18 protein-coding genes are annotated in these 20,093 nt (G+C 68.8%); 9 read left to right on the forward strand and 9 right to left on the reverse strand.

Annotated features, from left to right (window positions below; translation table 11 throughout):
• Positions 1-50: 50 nt before the first annotated feature.
• Complete coding sequence (locus AW27_RS16930) at positions 51-1,517, forward strand: CCA tRNA nucleotidyltransferase (RefSeq protein WP_078556262.1); 1,467 nt, start codon at positions 51-53, stop codon at positions 1,515-1,517.
• Positions 1,518-1,585: 68 nt separating this feature from the next.
• On the opposite strand, the gene AW27_RS16935 is transcribed toward AW27_RS16930, so the two are convergent.
• The 3 genes from AW27_RS16935 to AW27_RS16945 form a co-directional block, all read right to left on the reverse strand.
• A complete protein-coding gene (locus AW27_RS16935) occupies positions 1,586-2,854 on the reverse strand; it encodes an MFS transporter (RefSeq protein ID WP_037920372.1) in 1,269 nt (422 codons plus the stop codon).
• 106 nt (positions 2,855-2,960) lie between these two features.
• A complete protein-coding gene (locus AW27_RS16940; RefSeq protein WP_037920370.1) occupies positions 2,961-4,043 on the reverse strand; it encodes an inositol-3-phosphate synthase in 1,083 nt (360 codons plus the stop codon).
• 49 nt (positions 4,044-4,092) lie between these two features.
• Positions 4,093-4,695, reverse strand: coding sequence for a PadR family transcriptional regulator (locus tag AW27_RS16945; RefSeq protein WP_030839336.1), 603 nt, complete (start codon positions 4,693-4,695; stop codon positions 4,093-4,095).
• Positions 4,696-4,970: 275 nt separating this feature from the next.
• Between AW27_RS16945 and AW27_RS16950 the strand changes: the two genes are divergently transcribed.
• Together AW27_RS16950 and AW27_RS16955 are read left to right on the forward strand one after the other, a co-directional pair.
• Positions 4,971-7,553, forward strand: a complete 2,583-nt coding sequence (locus AW27_RS16950) for a transglycosylase domain-containing protein (RefSeq protein ID WP_063890577.1) — start codon at positions 4,971-4,973, stop codon at positions 7,551-7,553.
• A gap of 99 nt (positions 7,554-7,652) precedes the next feature.
• The gene (locus AW27_RS16955; RefSeq protein WP_078556260.1) at positions 7,653-9,113 is read left to right on the forward strand and encodes a glycosyltransferase family 87 protein; all 1,461 of its coding nucleotides are present in this window, start codon (positions 7,653-7,655) and stop codon (positions 9,111-9,113) included.
• Between the two features lie 10 nt (positions 9,114-9,123).
• Here AW27_RS16955 and AW27_RS16960 read toward each other — a convergent pair whose 3' ends face one another.
• The 3 genes from AW27_RS16960 to AW27_RS16970 all read right to left on the reverse strand — a co-directional run bounded on the left by AW27_RS16960 (position 9,124) and on the right by AW27_RS16970 (position 11,795).
• The gene (locus tag AW27_RS16960) at positions 9,124-10,155 is read right to left on the reverse strand and encodes an alanine racemase (protein WP_037920364.1); all 1,032 of its coding nucleotides are present in this window, start codon (positions 10,153-10,155) and stop codon (positions 9,124-9,126) included.
• Between the two features lie 77 nt (positions 10,156-10,232).
• Positions 10,233-11,351, reverse strand: a complete 1,119-nt coding sequence (locus AW27_RS16965; RefSeq protein WP_037920360.1) for a lipid II:glycine glycyltransferase FemX — start codon at positions 11,349-11,351, stop codon at positions 10,233-10,235.
• 141 nt (positions 11,352-11,492) lie between these two features.
• Positions 11,493-11,795, reverse strand: a complete 303-nt coding sequence (locus AW27_RS16970) for a hypothetical protein (protein WP_030008388.1) — start codon at positions 11,793-11,795, stop codon at positions 11,493-11,495.
• Between the two features lie 250 nt (positions 11,796-12,045).
• On the opposite strand from AW27_RS16970, the gene rpsF reads away from it, so the two are divergent.
• The 4 genes from rpsF (at position 12,046) to rplI (ending at position 13,740) form a co-directional block, all read left to right on the forward strand.
• The gene (gene rpsF, locus AW27_RS16975) at positions 12,046-12,336 is read left to right on the forward strand and encodes a 30S ribosomal protein S6 (protein WP_004950685.1); all 291 of its coding nucleotides are present in this window, start codon (positions 12,046-12,048) and stop codon (positions 12,334-12,336) included.
• 72 nt (positions 12,337-12,408) lie between these two features.
• Entirely contained in the window at positions 12,409-12,996 is a 588-nt protein-coding gene (locus tag AW27_RS16980; protein WP_037920357.1) for a single-stranded DNA-binding protein, read from the forward strand.
• Positions 12,997-13,038: 42 nt separating this feature from the next.
• Complete coding sequence (gene rpsR / locus AW27_RS16985) at positions 13,039-13,275, forward strand: 30S ribosomal protein S18 (RefSeq protein ID WP_005315025.1); 237 nt, start codon at positions 13,039-13,041, stop codon at positions 13,273-13,275.
• 18 nt (positions 13,276-13,293) lie between these two features.
• Positions 13,294-13,740, forward strand: a complete 447-nt coding sequence (rplI, locus tag AW27_RS16990) for a 50S ribosomal protein L9 (RefSeq protein WP_031156063.1) — start codon at positions 13,294-13,296, stop codon at positions 13,738-13,740.
• A 150-nt stretch (positions 13,741-13,890) separates the two neighbouring features.
• Here the strand turns inward: rplI and AW27_RS16995 are convergent, their stop codons facing one another.
• Positions 13,891-15,228: an MATE family efflux transporter gene (locus AW27_RS16995; RefSeq protein ID WP_037920355.1), complete on the reverse strand. Its 1,338-nt coding sequence runs from the start codon at positions 15,226-15,228 to the stop codon at positions 13,891-13,893.
• Between the two features lie 452 nt (positions 15,229-15,680).
• On the opposite strand from AW27_RS16995, the gene dnaB reads away from it, so the two are divergent.
• Both dnaB and AW27_RS17005 read left to right on the forward strand, forming a co-directional pair.
• Positions 15,681-17,144, forward strand: a complete 1,464-nt coding sequence (gene dnaB, locus AW27_RS17000; protein ID WP_031156067.1) for a replicative DNA helicase — start codon at positions 15,681-15,683, stop codon at positions 17,142-17,144.
• A 9-nt stretch (positions 17,145-17,153) separates the two neighbouring features.
• A complete protein-coding gene (locus AW27_RS17005; RefSeq protein WP_037920353.1) occupies positions 17,154-18,539 on the forward strand; it encodes a serine hydrolase domain-containing protein in 1,386 nt (461 codons plus the stop codon).
• Positions 18,540-18,705: 166 nt separating this feature from the next.
• Here the strand turns inward: AW27_RS17005 and AW27_RS17010 are convergent, their stop codons facing one another.
• Entirely contained in the window at positions 18,706-19,167 is a 462-nt protein-coding gene (locus AW27_RS17010; protein ID WP_037920350.1) for a GNAT family N-acetyltransferase, read from the reverse strand.
• A gap of 16 nt (positions 19,168-19,183) precedes the next feature.
• On the reverse strand, positions 19,184-20,077 hold the full coding sequence (locus AW27_RS17015; RefSeq protein ID WP_106967568.1) for a GNAT family N-acetyltransferase: 894 nt from the start codon (positions 20,075-20,077) through the stop codon (positions 19,184-19,186).
• Positions 20,078-20,093 lie beyond the last annotated feature (16 nt).

Consider the following 20,093-nt stretch of genomic DNA (forward strand, 5'->3'; position numbering starts at 1 on the left):
CCGATAAACGGGGCGGTTACCGGTGGACCGGGCACGTACCCTTTTCAGTTGTGCCGAACGCCAATGAAGACAACCCCAGTGCCCTGAGTCAGGTGCAGCGCCGCGCGGTCAGTGAACTGCTGCAGGTCGCTCCTGTCGCCGACGAGCTCGGCCGCCGGTTCCAGGAGGCGGGCTTCCGCCTGGCCCTGGTCGGCGGGTCCGTCCGCGACGCGCTGCTGGGGCGTCTCGGCAACGATCTCGACTTCACCACCGACGCCCGACCCGAAGACGTTCTCAAGATCGTCCGGCAGTGGGCGGACGCGGTCTGGGACGTGGGCATCGCCTTCGGCACCGTCGGGGCCCAGAAGAACGCGCGCGTCGGCGATGCCGTGCGGAACTTCCAGATCGAGGTGACGACGTACCGCTCGGAGGCCTACGACCGTACGTCGCGCAAGCCGGAGGTCTCCTACGGTGACTCAATCGACGAGGACCTCGTGCGCCGTGACTTCACGGTGAACGCGATGGCCCTGGCTCTGCCGGAGCAGGAGTTCATCGACCCGCACGGCGGCCTGGAGGACCTGGCCGCCGGAGTGCTGCGGACCCCCGGCACCCCCGAGGATTCCTTCTCCGACGATCCCCTGCGCATGCTGCGGGCGGCGCGGTTCTCGGCGCAGCTGGACTTCGAGGTCGCACCCGAGGTCGTGGCGGCGATGAAGGCCATGTCCGACCGGATCGAGATCGTTTCCGCGGAGCGGGTCCAGGGCGAGCTGAACAAGCTGATCCTGTCCGCCAACCCGCGCCGCGGCCTGGGACTGCTCGTGGACACGGGGCTGGCCGACCGTGTGTTGCCCGAGCTGCCCGCGCTGCGGCTGGAAAGCGATGAGCACCACCGGCACAAGGACGTCTACGACCACTCGCTGATCGTGCTGGAGCAGGCGATCGCGCTGGAACAGGACGGCCCGGACCTCGTACTGCGGCTCGCTGCCCTGCTGCACGACATCGGCAAGCCCCGTACCCGCCGCTTCGAGAAGGACGGCCGGGTCTCCTTCCACCACCACGAGGTGGTGGGCGCCAAGATGACCAAGAAGCGGCTGACCGCGCTGAAGTACTCCAACGACATGGTCAAGGACGTGTCCCGGCTGGTCGAGCTGCACCTGCGTTTCCACGGCTACGGGGACGGCGAATGGACCGACTCCGCGGTGCGGCGCTACGTCCGTGACGCCGGGCCGCTGCTGGACCGCCTGCACAAGCTGACCCGGTCCGACTGCACCACGCGCAACAAGCGCAAGGCGAACGCGCTCTCCCGCACCTACGACGGGCTGGAACGGCGCATCGCACAGCTCCAGGAGCAGGAGGAGCTGGACGCGATCCGTCCCGACCTGGACGGCAACGAGATCATGCGCGTGCTGGACGTGGGCCCCGGACCGGTGATCGGCAAGGCCTATGCCTTCCTGTTGGAGATGCGGCTGGAGAATGGTCCGATGGGGCACGATGCCGCCGTGGCCGCGCTCAAGGAGTGGTGGGCGGCCCAGGACTGATCCTCGGGCGCCGGTGTCGATGTTTCACGTGAAACATCGACACCGGGGGTGCCGTCATGGGCGATGTTTCACGTGAAACATCGGCTGCGACGGCTGAGGAGCACCGCGGTCAGCGCGTAGAGCACGGACACGCAGACGAGCAGCACTACGGACCGGCCGTCGGCGGGCAGCATGAGTGCGGCCACGGCCGCCGCACCGACGAACGCGACGTTGAAGAGCACGTCGTAGACGGAGAACACCCGGCCGCGGTAGTCGTCGTCCACACGGGACTGCACTTCGGTGTCGGTGGAGATCTTGGTGCCTTGGGTGGCCAGGCCCAGGACGAACGCGGCGACCAGCATCGGACCCGGGGCGAAGAACAGGCCGAGGGCCGGCACCAGCACGGCGGAGCCCGCCGCGCAGGCGGTGATCCAGCCGAGGGTGCCCAGTCGCCCCACCATCCACGGAGTCGCCACCGCGGCCGCGAAGAATCCGGCTCCGGACGCGCCGACCGCGATGCCCAGGAGAGTCAGCCCCTCGGCTTCGTTGTCCGACCAGGCGTAGCGGCAGAGCATCAGCAGCATGACGAACAGTGCTCCGTAGCAGAACCTCATCATGGTCATCGCGGTGAGCGCCTGGGCCGCCGGCCTCCGGGCGGCGAGGTGCCGGAGCCCTTCGGCCATGCCCCGCACGGTGAGGGCGATGCCCTGGGCCACTGAGGGGTGTGCCTGCCCTGCGGAGTGTTCGGGGCCAAGCAGTCCGACGGCCAGGCGCAGGGAGACGAGGGCCGCACACAGGTAGAGACCCGCTCCGAGTAGCACGACGAGGGCGTTGGAGCCGGACGCGAGCAGCCGGACGAGGAAGGCCAGCCCTCCGCCGGCCACCGCCGCGAGCGTCCCCGCGGTGGGGGAGAGCGCATTCGCGGTGACCAGCTGACCGGCTCCGACGACGCGGGGCAGCGAGGCAGCCACCCCGGCCAGTACGAAGCGGTTGACCGCCGTCACGGACAGCGCCGAGGCGTAGAACAGCCAATCGGGTACGTGCGCGACGATCAGCACCGCGGTGATGCAGGCGAGGAAGGCCCGCAGCAGATTGCCGTAGAGGAAGACCTGGCGTCGGCGCCAGCGGTCGAGCAGCACTCCGGCGAAGGGGCCGATCACCGAGTAGGGCAGCAGCAGCACCGCCATTGCGGAGGCGACGGCTGCCGGGGAGGTCTGTTTCTCGGGGGAGAAGACGACATAGGTGGCGAGCGCGACCTGGTACACGCCGTCCGCCGCCTGGGAGAGCAGCCGTACGGCGAGCAGGTTGCGGAAGTCCCTCAGGCGCAGGAGTACGCGCAGATCACGTACGACAGGCATGAGGGAAAGGGTCACACACGCGGAGGGTCCCCGGGCACATTGCCCGGGGACCCTCCGCGGAAGAACAGCCGAAGTCCAGGTGTCGACAGGACGTGCGGGGGTTCGACTAGCGCTCGACCTCGCCCTTGATGAACTTCTCGACGTTGGCCAGGGCCTCGTCGTCGAAGTACTGGACCGGCGGGGACTTCATGAAGTAGCTGGACGCCGACAGGATCGGACCGCCGATACCCCGGTCCTTTGCGATCTTCGCGGCGCGCAGGGCGTCGATGATGACACCGGCGGAGTTCGGGGAGTCCCACACCTCAAGCTTGTACTCGAGGTTCAGCGGGACGTCGCCGAAGGCACGGCCCTCGAGGCGGACGTAGGCCCACTTGCGGTCGTCGAGCCACGCGACGTAGTCGGACGGGCCGATGTGGACGTTCTTGTCGCCCAGCTCGCGGTCGGGGATCTGCGAGGTGACGGCCTGCGTCTTCGAGATCTTCTTCGACTCGAGGCGCTCGCGCTCGAGCATGTTCTTAAAGTCCATGTTGCCGCCGACGTTGAGCTGCATGGTGCGCTCGAGACGGACACCGCGGTCTTCGAAGAGCTTCGCCATCACGCGGTGCGTGATGGTGGCGCCGACCTGCGACTTGATGTCGTCGCCGACGATCGGGACACCGGCCGCGGTGAACTTGTCGGCCCACTCCTTGGTGCCGGCGATGAAGACCGGGAGGGCGTTGACGAAGGCGACCTTGGCGTCGATGGCGCACTGCGCGTAGAACTTCGCCGCGTCCTCGGAACCGACCGGCAGGTAGCAGATCAGGACGTCGACCTCGCGGTCCTTGAGGACCTGGACGATGTCGACCGGGGCCTCAGCGGACTCCTCGATCGTCTGGCGGTAGTACTTGCCCAGACCGTCGTAGGTGTGGCCGCGCTGAACGGTCACACCGGCGTTCGGGACGTCGCAGATCTTGATGGTGTTGTTCTCGCTGGCGCCGATGGCGTCCGAGAGGTCGAGGCCGACCTTCTTCGCGTCGACGTCGAACGCGGCGACGAACTCGATGTCACGCACGTGGTAGTCGCCGAACTGGACGTGCATCAGCCCGGGGACCTTGGACGCCGGGTCGGCGTCCTTGTAGTACTCGACGCCCTGCACCAGCGAGGCGGCGCAGTTGCCCACGCCGACGATGGCTACGCGAACCGAACCCATTCCGGTTGCTCCCTGTTTGTTCTCGGACGAGGTCTGCAAGCTGCAGTCCTCATTTTTCGGTTTCGTCGGACGGACCTGATCGTCTCCGATCGCGTCCCGCCCGCTCACTCTCGATGAGCTCGTTCAGCCAGCGCACTTCGCGCTCCACGGACTCCATGCCGTGCCGCTGCAGCTCAAGCGTGTAGTCGTCGAGGCGCTCCCGCGTCCGGGCGAGGGAGGCGCGCATCTTCTCCAGGCGCTCCTCCAGCCGGCTGCGGCGGCCCTCCAGCACTCGCATGCGCACGTCTCGTTCGGTCTGGCCGAAGAAGGCGAAGCGGGCGGCGAAGGACTCGTCCTCCCAGGTTTCGGGGCCCGTGTGGGAGAGGAGCTCCTCGAAGCGCTCCTTACCCGCGGCCGTCAACCGGTAGACGATCTTGGCGCGGCGCCCTGCGAGTGAAGCGGCGAGAGCGTCTTCCGGGGCGTTGCCCGGTTCTTCGATCAACCAGCCGTTGGCGACGAGCGTCTTGAGGCAGGGGTAGAGCGTCCCGTAGCTGAAGGCCCTGAACACTCCCAGCGAGGTGTTGAGCCGCTTGCGCAGCTCATAGCCGTGCATGGGGGATTCGCGGAGCAGTCCGAGGACGGCGAACTCGAGGATGCCGGAGCGTCTGCTCATCCGCCTGCCTCTCCTCCACCCCTGAGTCTTTATGTCGAGCTGATGTATCGACTCGATACATCCAGACGATAGAACGGGCCGGGTCCATCGACAAGGGGAGACATGGTGACCGGCATCACATCACCGATTCGCGCCGGGCAGGTTGCCTGATTTGGGGTGAACTTCGGCACTGGGTGGGTTTTGAGCCTGCGTAGTCTGTGCGCCATGACACCGGGGGGAACCGGAATTCATCTGCCGCTTCCAGGCCACTCGCCTGCCCGAGGAGTAGTCGTTCGATGAGCGAGCACCGCCGCAAACCGCCGCAACCGCAGGGCGGGGGGCGGGCTTCTGCCCGCCGCGCCGCCCAGCAGCACCCCGGCAGGGGTGCCGGACGTGACGTCCCCACCGCGTCACACAGCGGTCCGTACGCACAGCAGCCCGCCCGGGGCAGTCGCGCCGACGCCCGCCGAGCCGCGCAGAGAGGGTCTTCGGGCCGTGGCAGAGGCGGAGCAGGCAGCGCGCGCGGCGCCGGCCGCCAGGACAGGCGGCTGATCAACTACCCGCGGTCCGACCGGGACGGATGGAAGCGCTTCGTCCCTTCCTGGAAGCTGGTGTCCGGAACCGCCCTGGGCTTCTTCGCGGTGATCATCGCCGGAGCCGGCATCGGCATCGCCATGGTGAGCACGCCGGACCCGAACAAGGCGGCCGAAGCGCAGAACAACGTCTTCTACTGGGCCGACGGCAGCCAGATGGTGGCCACAGGCGGTTCGATGAACCGGCAGATCGTCCCCATCTCGAGCATCCCCCGGTCGATGAGGGACGCCGTGATCGCGGCGGAGAACGAGTCCTTCGAGTCCGACAAGGGCGTGGACCCGATGGGTATCGCCCGCGCCGTGTGGAACATGGGCACGGGCGGCTCCACCCAGGGCGGCTCGACGATCACCCAGCAGTACGTGAAGAACACCTACCTGGACTCCGAGCAGACGCTCAAGCGGAAGGTCACCGAGCTCTTCATCGCGATCAGGCTGGGTGTCTCCGAAGAGAAGGACACGGTCCTCGCGGGATACCTCAACACCGCCTACTACGGCCGTGACGCCTACGGCATCCAGGCTGCGGCCCGCGCCTACTTCGGCAAGGACAGCCAGGACCTGAACCCCTCCGAGTGCGCCTTCCTGGCCGCCATGCTCAAGGGCCCCAACCTCTACAACCCGGACGGCGGCATCGGTGCCGCGGCCACTCCCGCCCTCAACGAGGACCGCGCCAGGAAGCGCTGGGCCTGGGTGCTGGACCGCGAGGTCGAGGTGGGCCGCATGGACCCGGCCGAGCGGGCTAAGTACACGCAGTTCCCCGAGCGCGTCGAGTCGGAGCAGGCCCGCGGCATGACCGGCCAGATCGGCTACCTGGTCGACACGGCCAAGGCGTACGTGATGAAGACCAAGGGCATCACCGTCGAGCAGATGGCCCTCGGCGGCTACCGGATCAAGACCACCTTCGAGAAGCCCAAGGTGGACGCCATGGCCAAGGCGGTGGAGGACATCCGCGCCGGGCTGATCGACGAGAAGAAGCGCCCCGACACCGACACCTTCGTACAGTTCGGCGCGGCCTCCGTGGACGTGAAGACCGGCGCGCTCGTGGCCCTGTACGGCGGCCCGGGCTGGGACCAGAAGTACTTCGCCAACAACGCCAACACCAGCGGTGTCCCGGTCGGCTCGACCTGGAAGCCGTACGTGCTGGCGGCGGCCATGGAGTACGGCACCCAGAACTCCAACGGCAAGGGCATCTCGGCCGACAGCAAGTACCAGGCGAACGACCTCACCGTCATCAACAACCGTGAGGGCAAGCCGCTGCGCGACGCCTCGGGCAAGCCCTTCAAGCAGAAGAACGAGAGCCCGACCCCCTTCGGGTACGTGACCCTCAACGAGGCGATGGAGAAGTCCATCAACGTTCCGTTCGCCCAGCTCGTCTTCGACGTCGGCCACGACAAGGTCAAGACCGTGGCGAAGTCCACGGGCATCCTGGAGGAGTCGATCAACCCCAACAACGACGCCTCCTTCGCCCTGGGCACCTCCACCCCCAGCGCCATCCGCATGGCCGACTCCTATGCGACCTTCGCCGCCTCCGGCACGCACCGCGAGCCGTATTCCGTGATCGCGGTCGAGAAGAACGGCGAGAAGCTGTCCGGCTTCGAGGCCCCCAAGGACCAGCGGGCCATGGACCACGCGGTCGCGGACAACATCACCAAGGTGCTGCAGAACGTCGTCGAGAACGGCACCGGCAAGAAGGCCAAGAAGCTGGGCAGGCCCGCGGCGGGCAAGACCGGTACCACGGACGAGAACAAGTCGGCCTGGTTCGTCGGGTACACCCCGGAGCTCTCCACCTCCGTGGTCCTCTTCCGCACCGACCCCAACTCGGCGGAGAAGAACCTGATCTCCATGAAGGGCGTGGGCGACATCCCCTCCCTCCACGGTGGCGACATCCCGGCCGAGATCTGGACCGAGTACATGGGGGAGGCCCTCAAGGGCGCCCCGGTCAAGCGGTTCCCGGAGGCCGAGGACATCGGCGTCACGGCCGATTCGGCCGGCGCCCCCTCCCCCACCCCTGAGGCACCCGTGACGCCGTCCTCCTCCCCGTCCTCGGTCCCGCCGAGCACTCCGCCGCCCTCCCCGACGCCTTCCAAGGGCGGTGGCCGGCCGTGCAAGCCGTGGGAGCTGTACTGCGACCCGGACACCACGCGCGGCGGCACCAACGACGGCACCACCACCGGAAGCAGTACGGGCATCATCGGCGGGCCCAGCGGATCACCGTCCCCCTCGCCCAGTACCAGACCGGGACGCCCGGGCGGCCTCACCGGATCGACCACCGGTACCGCCACGGAGTGATCGGCGGGCACCGCCCTCCGGTGAAGCCGAGGAAGGCCGTCGCACCCACTGTGCGGCGGCCTTCCCGCGTCCCCCGCCCGGTACGGCAGGATGACCCCCATGACCCAGGTGCACGAGGACCGCCCCGTACTGCCCACGCAGCAGGACGAGGTCGCCGCAGCCGGCAGTGAGCTGATCGGCGGCCCGCTCGGCCGCCACGCCCGCCTCGGCGGCCACTGGCTCGGACCGGTGCGCGTCGTGGCCCTCGTCGCCATCGGCATGTTCGCGCTCGGCATGGTGCAGAAGCTGCCCTGCTACGAGTGGGCCTGGTTCCGCGGGGCGTCCTCGCAGTACACCCACGCCTGCTATTCCGACATCCCGCATCTGTACGCGGTCCGCGGCTTCGCCGACAATCTGACTCCGTACTTCGACCGGCTCCCCGGCGACATGGAGTACCTGGAGTACCCGGTCCTCACGGGGCTCTTCATGGAGATCGCCTCCTGGCTGACTCCCGGCAGCGGTTCCATGCAGCACCGCGAGCAGATGTACTGGATGGCCAACGCGGGCATGCTGATGGCCTGTGCGGCGGTCATCGCCGTCTGCGTCGCCCGTACCCACCGCCGCCGGCCTTGGGACGCCCTGCTCTTCGCCCTCGCGCCCGCTTTCGCCCTGACGGCGACGATCAACTGGGACCTGCTGGCCATCGCCCTGACCGCGGCCGGGATGCTCATGTGGTCCCGCGGCCGGACGGTCCTCTTCGGAGCCCTCATCGGCCTGGCCACCGCCGCCAAGCTGTACCCCGTCCTGCTGCTCGGCGTCCTGTTCGTGCTCTGCTGGCGGGCCGGCAAGTGGCGTTCATTCGGCGAGGCCACTGCCGCGGCGGCCGGAGCCTGGCTCGTGGTGAACGTTCCCGTCATGCTCTTCGCCTGGGAGGGCTGGACGAAGTTCTACACCTTCAGCCAGGAGCGGCCCATCGACTTCGGCTCCGTCTGGCTGCTGATCTCCCAGCGCTCGGGCAACCCCTTGCACGACGCCAACACGTATGCCACCGGGCTGACGCTCCTGCTGTGCGGGGCCATCGGCCTGCTCACGCTGACCGCCCCCCGCCGCCCCCGCTTCGCCCAGCTGGCCTTCCTCGTCGTCGCCGCGTTCATCCTCTGCAACAAGGTCTACTCGCCGCAGTACGTGCTGTGGCTCATCCCGCTCGCCGCGCTGGCCCGGCCGCGCTGGCGGGACTTCCTGATCTGGCAGGCCGGCGAGGTCGTCTACTTCCTCGGGATCTGGTTCTACCTCGCCTACATCAACAGCGGGGACAAGCACCAGGGCCTGCCCGTGGAGGGCTACCAGCTGGCGATCGCCGCCCACCTGCTGGCCACGCTGTACCTGTGCGCCGTCGTCGTCCGCGACATCCTGCTCCCTGAGCACGACGTCGTACGCCGGGACGGCTCGGACGACCCCTCCGGGGGCGTCCTGGACGGGGCGCCGGACGTGTTCGTGCTGTCGGACGCAGCGAGGGCGCCGCGCTACGCGGCGCCCTCGGAGGGACAGCGGGTCGACTGGGGCACCGGCCCCCGGGACTGACCGGGACGGCTCAGGCGTCGAGCATCCGGTCGAACTGCGTGGTGGTGTGGCGCAGGTGCGCCACCAGCTCGTCCCCGACCTTCGGCTCGGTCGCGTCGGCGGGCACGAACAGGATCGACACCTGCATGTGCGGCGGCTCGGCGAACCAGCGCTGCTTGCCCGCCCACACGAACGGCGAAAGGTTCCGGTTGACCGTGGCAAGGCCCGCCCGGGCGACGCCCTTGGCGCGCGGCATCACACCGTGCAGCGCCTTCGGGGCTTCCAGGCCCACACCGTGCGAGGTACCGCCGGCCACCACGACCAGCCAGCCGTCGGAGGCCGCCTTCTGCTGGCGGTAGCCGAACCGGTCCCCCTTGGCCACGCGCGTGACGTCGAGCACCGAGCCGCGGTACTCGGTGGCCTCGTGGTCGCCCAGCCACAGCCGGGTGCCGATCCGGGCCCGGAAGCGGGTCTGCGGGAACTGCTGCTGGAGCCGTGCCAGCTCCTCGGCCCGCAGGTGGCTCACGAACATGGTGTGCAGCGGCAGTCGGGCCGCGCGCAGCCGGTCCATCCAGCCGATGACCTCCTCCACGGCGTCCGAGCCGTCCGGGCGGTCCAGCGGCAGGTGCAGGGCGAAGCCCTCGAGGCGCACGTCCTCGATGGCGCTGTGCAGCTGGCCGAGGTCCTGTTCGGAGATTCCGTGGCGGCGCATCGAGCTCATGCACTCGATGACCACACGGGCGCCAACCAGGCTGCGGACGCCTTCCAATGAGGACACCGAGCGGATGACGCGGTCCGGCAGTGGCACCGGCTCCTCGCCCCGGCGGAACGGGGTGAGGACGAGTAGGTCGCCGCCGAACCAGTCCTTGATGCTGGCCGCCTCGTACGTGGTGCCGACCGCGAGGAGGTCGGCACCCATCCGGGTCGCCTCTTCGCACAGCCGCTCGTGGCCGAAGCCGTAGCCGTTGCCCTTGCAGACCGGGACCAACCCGGGGAACTGGTCCTGGACCTGCTTCTGGTGCGCACGCCAGCGCGCGGTGTCGACGTAGAGCGTGAGCGCCATGCCCGTCCGGGACCTCTCCTGTGCAGCTGCCTGGTGCAGCGGGACTGTGTGGGGAAAGCGGGTGGATCTGGGGGTCGTCAGCGACGCGACATGTAGATGTCGAGCGCCTTGTGCAGCACCTTGTTCAGCGGGAAGTCCCACTCGCCGACGTACTCCACGGCTTCGCCGCCGGTACCGACCTTGAACTGGATCAAACCGAACAGGTGGTCGTTCTCGTCCAGCGTGTCAGAGATTCCGCGCAGGTCGTAGACGCTCGCACCGAGTGCGTACGCGTCGCGCAGCATCCGCCACTGCATCGCGTTCGAGGGCCGGACCTCACGCTTGTGGTTGGCGGACGCGCCGTAGGAGTACCAGACGTGCTGGCCGACGGTGAGCATCGTGGCCGCGGCCAGCGGCTCGCCCTCGTGCGTGGCGATGTACAGGCGCATCCGGTTGGGGTCCTCGGAGTTGAGGGCCGTCCACTGACGCTGGAAGTAGCTGAGGGGGCGCGGGCGGAACTTGTCGCGCTCGGCCGTGATCTCGTACAGGTGCTGCCAGGTCGGCAGGTCCTCGTAGCCGCCCTGGACGACCTCGACGCCGGCCTTCTCCGCCTTCTTGATGTTGCGGCGCCACAGCTGGTTGAAGCCCTTGAGGACGTCGTCCAGCGAGCGGTTGGCCAGCGGCACCTGGAAGACGTAGCGCGGCTGGACGTCGCCGAAGCCGGCGCCGCCGTCCTCGGCCTGCTGCCAGCCCATGCGGCGCAGCTTGTCGGACACCTCGAAGGCGCGCGGCTCGATGACCGAGGCCTCCACATCGCGCAGTCGCTTCACGTTCGGGTCCTGGATGCCCGCCTTGATGGCGGCCGCGTTCCAGCGCCGGATGACGACGGGCGGGCCCATCTTCACGGTGAAGGCGCCCTGCTGCTTGAGGTGGGCCAGCATCGGCTGGAGCCACTCCTCCAGGTTCGGGGCGTACCAGTTGATGACCGGCCCCTCGGGGAGGTATGCGAGGTAGCGCTTCACCTTGGGCAGCTGGCGGTACAGCACGAGTGCCGCTCCGACGAGTTCCTCGGACTCGTTGAACCAACCGAGGTTCTCGGAACGCCACTCGTTCTTCACGTCGGCCCACGCCGGGACCTGGCAGTGGCTCGCCGAGGGCAGGCTCTGGAGGTAACCCAGATGCTGCTCTCGGCTGATGGTCCTCAGGGACAGGCTCATGCGGGGCGTCTCCTCGGCGGCTTCGCTGGCTATGGCGCGAAGCCTACTGCGACAGGGGCGCCACCCTTCTGGGGGACGGGCCGCAGGCCCGGGCCGGTGTGCCGCCGGCGCCCTGCCGAGGAGGTGCCCCGGTCGGCCCTGTCAGCCCCCGAAGAGGCCACCGTGGAACATACCGAGGTAGAAGCCGATGGCAGACGCGCCAAGGCCGATGATCAGCGCGAAGCGCTCGCGTGTCGTGACGGAGACGAACTGTCCGTACGCGCCGGTCAGGATGCCGATCAGTCCGGCCCACGAACTGATCAGGTGCAGGTTGTGGAAGAAGGCCGTGACGAACGCCACGGCGCCGAGGGTGAGGGTGACCGCCATCAGGGTGTCCTGCAGCGGATGGGGCTTTCCGTCGGTCGAGAGCAGGGAGATCTGAGGGGGCCGCATTGCCTGTGCCATCGGAAGGCACCTCCTGGCTGAAGCTGGCGGTGCTGCGGGCTGCCTCCGGCAGGGCGCCGAGGGCATAGCACCGAGCACACCCGATGGATACAGATTGTGGACCTCTCCTGCCGGATTTCAACCGGAAGGACGCGAGCAGGTAGTCTGTACAGCTGCGCGGTGTCTGCTCTGTGGATGCCGTGCTCACGCATCACGACCCTCCTGCCACGGAACGACCGTGGCCGCTGAGTCCAAAGGAGGTGGGTTCCACATGCGTCACTACGAAGTGATGGTCATCCTCGACCCCGATCTCGAGGAGCGCGCTGTCTCCCCGCTGATCGAGAACTTCCTCTCCGTCGTCCGTGAGGGCAACGGAAAGGTCGAGAAGGTCGACACCTGGGGCCGTCGTCGTCTCGCTTACGAGATCAAGAAGAAGCCCGAGGGCATCTACTCGGTCATCGACCTCCAGGCCGAGCCTGCGGTCGTCAAGGAGCTTGACCGACAGATGAACCTGAACGAGTCGGTTCTCCGGACCAAGGTCCTTCGCCCCGAGACCCACTGAACTTCGGTTCAGCGGTAACCGGGAACGAGTAGCACAGCAGCCCAGCAGCAATCCCCGCCGAGAGGTTCATCCATGGCAGGCGAGACCGTCATCACGGTCGTCGGCAATCTCGTCGACGACCCCGAGCTGCGCTTCACCCCCTCGGGTGCGGCGGTCGCGAAGTTCCGTGTCGCGTCCACCCCCCGCACCTTCGACCGTCAGACCAATGAGTGGAAGGACGGCGAGAGCCTGTTCCTGACCTGCTCGGTGTGGCGGCAGGCGGCGGAGAACGTCGCCGAGTCCCTTCAGCGAGGCATGCGCGTCATCGTGCAGGGTCGGCTGAAGCAGCGGTCGTACGAGGACCGTGAGGGTGTCAAGCGCACGGTCTACGAGCTGGACGTCGAGGAAGTCGGCCCCAGCCTGAAGAACGCCACGGCCAAGGTCGCCAAGACCACCGGTCGCGGTGGCCAGGGTGGATACGGCGGCGGCGGTCAGCAGCAGGGTGGCGGCGGCTGGGGCGGAGCCCCCAGCGGCGGCCAGCAGGGCGGCGGAGCTCCCTCCGACGACCCGTGGGCCTCCAGCGCGCCGGCCGGTGGCCAGCAGCAGGGCGGCGGCGGGGGCGGCTGGGGCGGAAGCTCCGGCGGCTCCGGCGGTGGCTACTCGGACGAGCCGCCCTTCTAGGGCAGCTCCATCCAAACTTCTTGATCACACAGGAGAGACACAATGGCGAAGCCGCCTGTGCGCAAGCCTAAGAAGAAGGTCTGCGCGTTCTGCAAGGACAAGACCGCGTACGTGGACTACAAGGACACGAACATGCTGCGGAAGTTCATTTCCGACCGCGGCAAGATCCGTGCCCGCCGCGTTACCGGCAACTGCACGCAGCACCAGCGTGACGTCGCCACGGCCGTCAAGAACAGCCGTGAGATGGCGCTGCTGCCCTACACGTCCACCGCGCGATAAGGAAAGGGTGACCGACTAATGAAGATCATCCTGACCCACGAGGTCTCTGGCCTCGGTGCCGCCGGCGATGTCGTCGACGTCAAGGACGGTTACGCTCGCAACTACCTGGTCCCGCGTGGTTTCGCGATCCGCTGGACCAAGGGTGGCGAGAAGGACGTGGCGCAGATCCGCCGCGCCCGCAAGATCCACGAGATCGCGACCATCGAGCAGGCCAACGAGGTCAAGGCCAAGCTCGAGGGTGTGAAGGTCCGTCTGGCCACCCGCGCGGGTGACGCCGGTCGTCTCTTCGGCTCCGTGACCCCGGCCGACATCGCCACGGCGATCGAGGCTTCCGGTGGTCCGAAGGTCGACAAGCGCCGCGTTGAGCTGGGCTCCCCGATCAAGACCCTCGGTTCGTACCAGGTCTCCGTGCGTCTGCACGCCGACGTGGCCGCGAACGTGGGCATCGAGGTCGTCGCCGCCTAAGGGCTGCACGTGATGGGCCGCACCCCGATCGGGGTGCGGCCCATCACCGTTCCCGGAGGTTCTCGGGGCGCGCTGGCAGGCATGTTTCACGTGAAACATGCCAACCGGCGCCGCGCTCCCTCACGCCCCGCGCTGTTTCACGTGAAACAGCTACCGGGTGGCACCCGCGATCGCCCATCGTCCAGAGCGGGCACGCAGCTGAAGGGTGACCATCCGGACCAGCATCATCAGGGTCATGGCCCACCACAGTGCCGTCAGGCTGCCCCCCAGGACCGGGACCAGCAGCGCGACCGGGGCGAACACGGCCAGCGTCACCATCATGGCCCGGGCCAGGTAACCTCCGTCGCCCGCGCCCATCAGGACCCCGTCCAGCACGAAGACGATGCCGGACACGGGCTGGGAGAGGGCTACGACCACCAGGGCGGGCAGTAGGGCCTGCTCCACGGCCGGGTCGCTGGTGAACAGCGGGATGAACACGGGCCGGGCCAGGACCACCAGCAGGCCGAGCACGATGCCCGTGGCGATACCCCACTGGACCATCCGGCGGCAGACGGCCTTCGCGCCGTCCGTGTCACCCGAGCCCAGGTAGCGGCCGATGATCGCCTGTCCGGCGATCGCAATGGCGTCCAGGGCGAAAGCGAGCAGGCTCCACAGGGAGAGCAGGATCTGGTGCGCCGCGACGTCGGCGTCGCCGAGCCGAGCGGCCACGGCGGTCGCGATCATGAGGATGGCGCGCAGGGACAGGGTGCGCACCAGGAGCGGGGTCCCGGCCCGCGCACAGGCACGGATGCCGGAGGCGTCGGGCCGCAGGGATGCACCGTGTCGGCGGGCCCCGCGGACGACCACGAAAAGATAGGCAGCCGCCATGCCGCACTGGGCCAGGACGGTGCCCCAGGCGGAGCCGGCGATACCGAGCCCCGCGCCGTAGACCAGTGCGGCGTTCAGGCCCGCGTTGAGGGCGAAGCCCCCAACGGCGACGTAGAGCGGTGTGCGGGTGTCCTGGAGGCCTCGGATGACCCCGGTGGCGGCCAGCACCACGAGCATGGCCGGGATTCCGAGCGCGGAGATCCGCAGATACGTGATTGCGTGCGGGGCGACTCCGTCCGAGGCTCCGAGGAGGGAGATCAGCGAGGGTGCGGCCGGCAGCATCACGGCGATGACGGTGATGCCGAGCAGAAGGGCCAGCCAGATGCCGTCCATGCCCTGCCGGATGGCCGCCGACAGATCTCCGGCACCGACGCGGCGGGAGACGGCCGCGGTGGTCGCGTAGGCGAGGAAGACGAATACGCTCACGGCTGTGGTGAGCAATGCGGCGGCGATGCCGAGGCCGGCCAGCTGGGATGTGCCGAGGTGCCCCACGATGGCGCTGTCGGCCATCACGAAGAGGGGCTCGGCCACGAGGGCGCCGAAGGCGGGAACGGCCAGTGCGAGGATCTCGCGGTCGTGCCGTCTCGGCCCCGCCGTGGGTGCTGCGAGGGCCTGTGTCATGCGCCCAATCTAATCTTCCACAGGTAACGGATGCAACCGCCAGTTGCTCCTTACCTGGGAGTTGGCTTGGGCGTTCTTCCCGCCTCGTCCGAGGTGTTCTCGAAACCCCGCCGAAGATTTTTCCCCCACCCTGTCGGTGGACGGTGAAATCGCAGGTCAGATTGGGTAACCGGGTGGCCCGGGTGATTTTGTCCACAGCGTCGTCCCCCGGTCCGTGCACAGCTTGGGGGGAGTTACCCACAGCATTGGAGCCGTCATCCACATCTCATCCACAGGGCCTGTGGATAACAAGATTGGCTGACGCCGCTCCCGGCCCTACCGTGGTGCGTTGCCCGACTCGCCGACAGCCGATTCGGGTGCCCCAAATGTCAGAGCCGTGTCGTAGAAAGAGTCGCACGGCGAGGTCCGCGTTGCGGACGGGAGGAGGCGGCCCGGTGAGCATGCCCGAGCCCATGGACGACCCCTGGGCCGACAGCGGTCCGAGTGACCGTCTGCCCGCCCGCCCGCGCCGCAACAGCGAGGGCCGGGGCCGCGGCGACGAGCAGCACGACAGGGGCCGCGAAGGCGGCTCCTGGGACGGTGGCGGCGGTGGCTTCGAGCGTGTCCCTCCGCAGGACCTCGACGCCGAGCAGTCGGTGCTCGGCGGCATGCTCCTCTCCAAGGACGCCATCGCCGATGTCGTCGAGGTCCTCAAGGGCCACGACTTCTACCGGCCCTCGCACGAGACGATCTACCAGGCCATCCTCGACCTGTACGCCAAGGGAGAGCCGGCCGACCCGATCACTGTGGGCGCCGAGCTCACCCGGCGGGGCGAGATCAGCAAGGTGGGCGGGGCCTCCTACCTGCACACGCTGGTCCAGTCCGTGCCGACGGCGGCGAACGCCGAGTACTACGCGGAAATCGTCCACGAGCGGGCCGTCCTGCGCCGCCTCGTTGCCGCCGGGACGAAGATCACGCAGATGGGCTACGCGGCCGACGGTGACGTCGATGAGATTGTCAACAGTGCCCAGGCCGAGATCTACGCAGTCACCGAGCAGCGGACCTCCGAGGACTACCTGCCGCTCGGCGACATCATGGAGGGCGCGCTCGACGAGATCGAGGCCATCGGCTCGCGCAGCGGCCAGATGTCGGGGGTGCCCACCGGTTTCACCGACCTGGACTCCCTGACCAACGGCCTGCACCCCGGCCAGATGATCGTCATCGCCGCACGTCCGGCCATGGGCAAGTCCACCCTCGCGCTGGACTTCGCCCGGGCCTGCTCCATCAAGAGCAACCTGCCCAGCGTAATCTTCTCGCTCGAAATGGGGCGCAACGAGATCGCCATGCGCCTCCTGTCGGCGGAGGCCAGAGTCGCGCTGCACCACATGCGTTCGGGCACGATGACGGACGATGACTGGACCCGGCTGGCCCGCCGGATGCCGGACGTCTCGGCCGCCCCCCTGTACATCGACGACTCCCCCAACCTGTCGATGATGGAGATCCGGGCCAAGTGCCGTCGGCTCAAGCAGCGCAACGATCTCTCACTCGTGGTCATCGACTACCTCCAGCTGATGCAGTCGGGCGGCTCGCGCCGTCCCGAGAGCCGTCAGCAGGAGGTCTCGGACATGTCCCGAAACCTGAAGCTGCTGGCGAAGGAGCTTGAGGTCCCGGTGATCGCGCTCTCCCAGCTGAACCGTGGTCCGGAGCAGCGGACCGACAAGAAGCCGATGGTCTCCGACCTGCGTGAGTCGGGTTCCATCGAGCAGGACGCCGACATGGTGATCCTGCTGCACCGCGAAGACGCCTACGAGAAGGAGTCCCCTCGCGCCGGTGAGGCCGACCTGATCGTGGCCAAGCACCGTAACGGCCCCACCGCGACGATCACGGTGGCCTTCCAGGGCCACTATTCGCGCTTCGTGGACATGGCCAACACGTAGCATCCGATCATGGATGAGCTTGCCGAGGACTGTGAACTGCTCCCCGCCACCCGGCGTGCGCTGAGGCACCGGATCGCCGTCGCCCAGAGCGCGGGGCGAGCACCGTCCGTCGTGGCGGCCGTACTGCGTGGTGGGGAGGTGGTCTGGGAGGGCTCCCGGACCTCCGTCGCGGGGCACGGCCCGGACGGGAACGTCCAGTACCGGATCGGGTCGATCAGCAAGACCTTCACGGCCGTTCTCGTCATGCGCCTTCGGGACGAAGGGCTGCTCAGGCTCGAGGACCCGCTGGAGAAGCACCTCCCGGGGACCTCCGTCGGCCGGGTGACCATCGCCCAGCTGCTGGCCCACACCGGCGGGCTGGCCGCGGAGACCCCCGGCGAGTGGTGGGAGCGGACCCCCGGCGCGCTGCGGCCCGAACTCGCCGACGTGCTGGGTGAGGAGCCCTTCAAGCTCACCCCGGGCAGCAGGCACCACTACTCCAACCCCGGCTACACCCTGCTGGGTTCGCTGGTGGAGGCGCTGCGGGGCAGGCCCTGGGAAGAGGTGCTGCGGGCCGAGGTGCTGGAGCCCCTCGGCCTGGATCGTACGAGCGGACTGCCTCAGGCCCCGCACGCGGGCGGCTGGGCCGTGCACCCGTGGGCCGACGTGATGATGCCGGAACCGCTTGAGGACCTGGGGCTGATGGCCGCGGCGGGTCAGCTATGGTCCACGACGCGGGATCTCGCGCGATTCGCCGGCTTCCTGCTGCACGGTGACGAGCGGGTGCTCGGCGCGGAGTCCGTACAGGAGATGCGCCGGCCGGCGGCGCCCCCCGAGCCCGGGTTCGCCGATCTCGGCTACGGGCTCGGGATGCAGTTGATGGCTCAGGGCGCGCGCAGGCTCGTGGGACACAGCGGCTCGCTGCCCGGGTTCGTCGCGGGGCTGTGGCTGAGCGAGGCAGACGACGTGGCGGCGGTGGTGCTGGCCAACTGCACGTCGGGGCTGCCGGCCGCGGCCGTCGCCGCCGATCTCGTCGGGATCGTGGCGGATGCCGAGCCCCCGTTCCCGCGGCCGTGGCGGCCCTTCCGGGAAGCCGATCAGGTGCCCCTCGAGTTGTGCGGCCCCTGGTACTGGGGAACCGCGGCACACGTGGTGCGGCTGATTGCGGACGGTTCGCTGGAACTGGGGCCGGTCGGGGCGACGGGCCGTACGGCCCTGTTCCGGTCCGAGCCAGACGGCACCTGGACCGGCTTGTCCGGGTACTACGCAGGCGAGACGCTGCGGGCGGTGCGCCGCGAGGACGGCTCGGTCAGCCACCTCGATCTGGCCTCCTTCGTGTTCACGAGGGAGCCCTACGACCCCGCCGCCCCGGTGCCCGGCGGGGTCGACCCGCAGGGTTGGCGCGGCGTCGGCTGACAGCGCGGTGACCTGCCTCAGGCGACGAGTTCACGTTCCAGTGGAGTTCGCAAGCGCGGGGTCACCGGGGCCTCGCCCACCCAGACGGCCAGGCGGGAGACGAGGACTCGTCCTCCCGTTCGTAGGCCGGACCGTCGACCTGTGGGCCCGGCCTACGGCGCGGCCTTCAGAGCTGGAGCTTGAACCCGAGGTGCGAGGCGGTGAACCCGAGCCGTTCGTAGAAGCGGTGGGCGTCGGTCCGGGTCGCGTCCGACGTGAGCTGTACGAGCGTGCACTGCTCGGCACGGGACTTCTCGATCGCCCACTCGATGAACCGCGTGCCCAGTCCACTGCCGCGCTCGTCCGCGTGGACGCGGACGCCTTCGATGATGGCGCGGGTGGCTCCCTTGCGTGAGAGGCCGGGCACGACCGTCAGCTGGAGGGTGCCCACGACGCGGTCGTCCCGTACGGCGACGACCACGTGCTGGTTGGGGTCGTCGGAAAGGCGCTTCAGGGCCGTCCGGTAGGGGGTGAGGTCCTCCGGGGACTCGCGGGTGGCGCCGAGCGGGTCATCGGCCAGCATGGCGACGATGGCGGGCAGATCGGCTTCGGTGGCGGGCCGGATCGCCGGTTCGGGGGTGTCGGTCACGTTAGGGGGTCCTTTCTCAGCCCGCGGCCACGGTCAGCGGTGCCCAGCGGCGGGTCCAGTCGCCGGGGAGGTCGGCGAGGTCCCGGGCCATGACGGCGTTGAAGGCGACGGATTCCAGGCCGCGTTCCTTGAGCCAGGCGAGGAACTCCACGTGCCGCACGTCGACATCGGTGCGCAGCGGGCGGTCCGTGCCTCTGGCAAGCCCGGCGACCAAGGACTTGGCGGTGTCGGTGTCGCGGGCGATCAGCGGGCCGATGACATGGGTGTGCATGTTGGGCCAGGCCGCGGCGTATCCCGTGAGTGCGCCCTCCGCGCGGGAGTCCTCGGCGACGAGCAGTTGGTCGGCGAAGGCCGGGAGCCGCGTGATCATGTGTGTGCGGTCGGCGCCGAAGACCTCGGCGTCCAGGCGCAGGATGTGCGCGAGGTCTTCCGCGACCGCTCGCCGGATCCGAGTGGTGCTCTGTGTGTCAGAGCTTTCTTCCTCCCGGAAGGTCCCCACCAGCATCTCGGCGCGGCCTGTGGTTTTGAATCCCAGCTCCTCGTACAGCGGGCGTCCATAAGGGGTGGCGTGGAGGGTGAGGGGAACGCCCTTGAGCACGTTGTTGCAGACATGGGTCATCAAGGCGCGCCCCAGGCCTTGACGGGCGTAGCGGTCGGCCACGAGAACCATGCCGATGGCAGCGAGTCCGGGGCCTGAGGCGAGACTGCCGTACCGGGTGACGACGCAGGCGGCGGCGAGGCCCTGGCCGTCCGGGGCGTCGACGCCGTAGCCGTTGCCTGCCGCCAGAAGCAGTCCCCACTTGTGGTCTTCGCGGAGCCAGCCACGATCTTCGGACAGGTCGGCGCAACGGTGGAGATCGTCCACGTGCAGCGCCCGGATCGGCAGATCGGTGATGTGTGGTGGTGTCACCGGGCCAGACTGGATC

It is taken from the genome of Streptomyces sp. PCS3-D2 (genome assembly GCF_000612545.2).
Classification (GTDB): Bacteria; Actinomycetota; Actinomycetes; order Streptomycetales; family Streptomycetaceae; genus Streptomyces.

Bases quoted from the DNA above. Each gene is read 5' to 3' on its own strand.
- AW27_RS16935 (WP_037920372.1), bottom strand. From the start codon at position 2,854: ATGCCTGTCGTACGTGATCTGCGCGTACTCCTGCGCCTGAGGGACTTC.
- AW27_RS16940 (WP_037920370.1), bottom strand. From the start codon at position 4,043: ATGGGTTCGGTTCGCGTAGCCATCGTCGGCGTGGGCAACTGCGCCGCC.
- AW27_RS16945 (WP_030839336.1), bottom strand. From the start codon at position 4,695: ATGAGCAGACGCTCCGGCATCCTCGAGTTCGCCGTCCTCGGACTGCTC.
- AW27_RS16950 (WP_063890577.1), top strand. From the start codon at position 4,971: ATGAGCGAGCACCGCCGCAAACCGCCGCAACCGCAGGGCGGGGGGCGG.
- AW27_RS16955 (WP_078556260.1), top strand. From the start codon at position 7,653: ATGACCCAGGTGCACGAGGACCGCCCCGTACTGCCCACGCAGCAGGAC.
- AW27_RS16960 (WP_037920364.1), bottom strand. From the start codon at position 10,155: ATGGCGCTCACGCTCTACGTCGACACCGCGCGCTGGCGTGCGCACCAG.
- AW27_RS16965 (WP_037920360.1), bottom strand. From the start codon at position 11,351: ATGAGCCTGTCCCTGAGGACCATCAGCCGAGAGCAGCATCTGGGTTAC.
- AW27_RS16970 (WP_030008388.1), bottom strand. From the start codon at position 11,795: ATGGCACAGGCAATGCGGCCCCCTCAGATCTCCCTGCTCTCGACCGAC.
- rpsF (WP_004950685.1), top strand. From the start codon at position 12,046: ATGCGTCACTACGAAGTGATGGTCATCCTCGACCCCGATCTCGAGGAG.
- AW27_RS16980 (WP_037920357.1), top strand. From the start codon at position 12,409: ATGGCAGGCGAGACCGTCATCACGGTCGTCGGCAATCTCGTCGACGAC.
- rpsR (WP_005315025.1), top strand. From the start codon at position 13,039: ATGGCGAAGCCGCCTGTGCGCAAGCCTAAGAAGAAGGTCTGCGCGTTC.
- rplI (WP_031156063.1), top strand. From the start codon at position 13,294: ATGAAGATCATCCTGACCCACGAGGTCTCTGGCCTCGGTGCCGCCGGC.
- AW27_RS16995 (WP_037920355.1), bottom strand. From the start codon at position 15,228: ATGACACAGGCCCTCGCAGCACCCACGGCGGGGCCGAGACGGCACGAC.
- dnaB (WP_031156067.1), top strand. From the start codon at position 15,681: ATGGACGACCCCTGGGCCGACAGCGGTCCGAGTGACCGTCTGCCCGCC.
- AW27_RS17005 (WP_037920353.1), top strand. From the start codon at position 17,154: ATGGATGAGCTTGCCGAGGACTGTGAACTGCTCCCCGCCACCCGGCGT.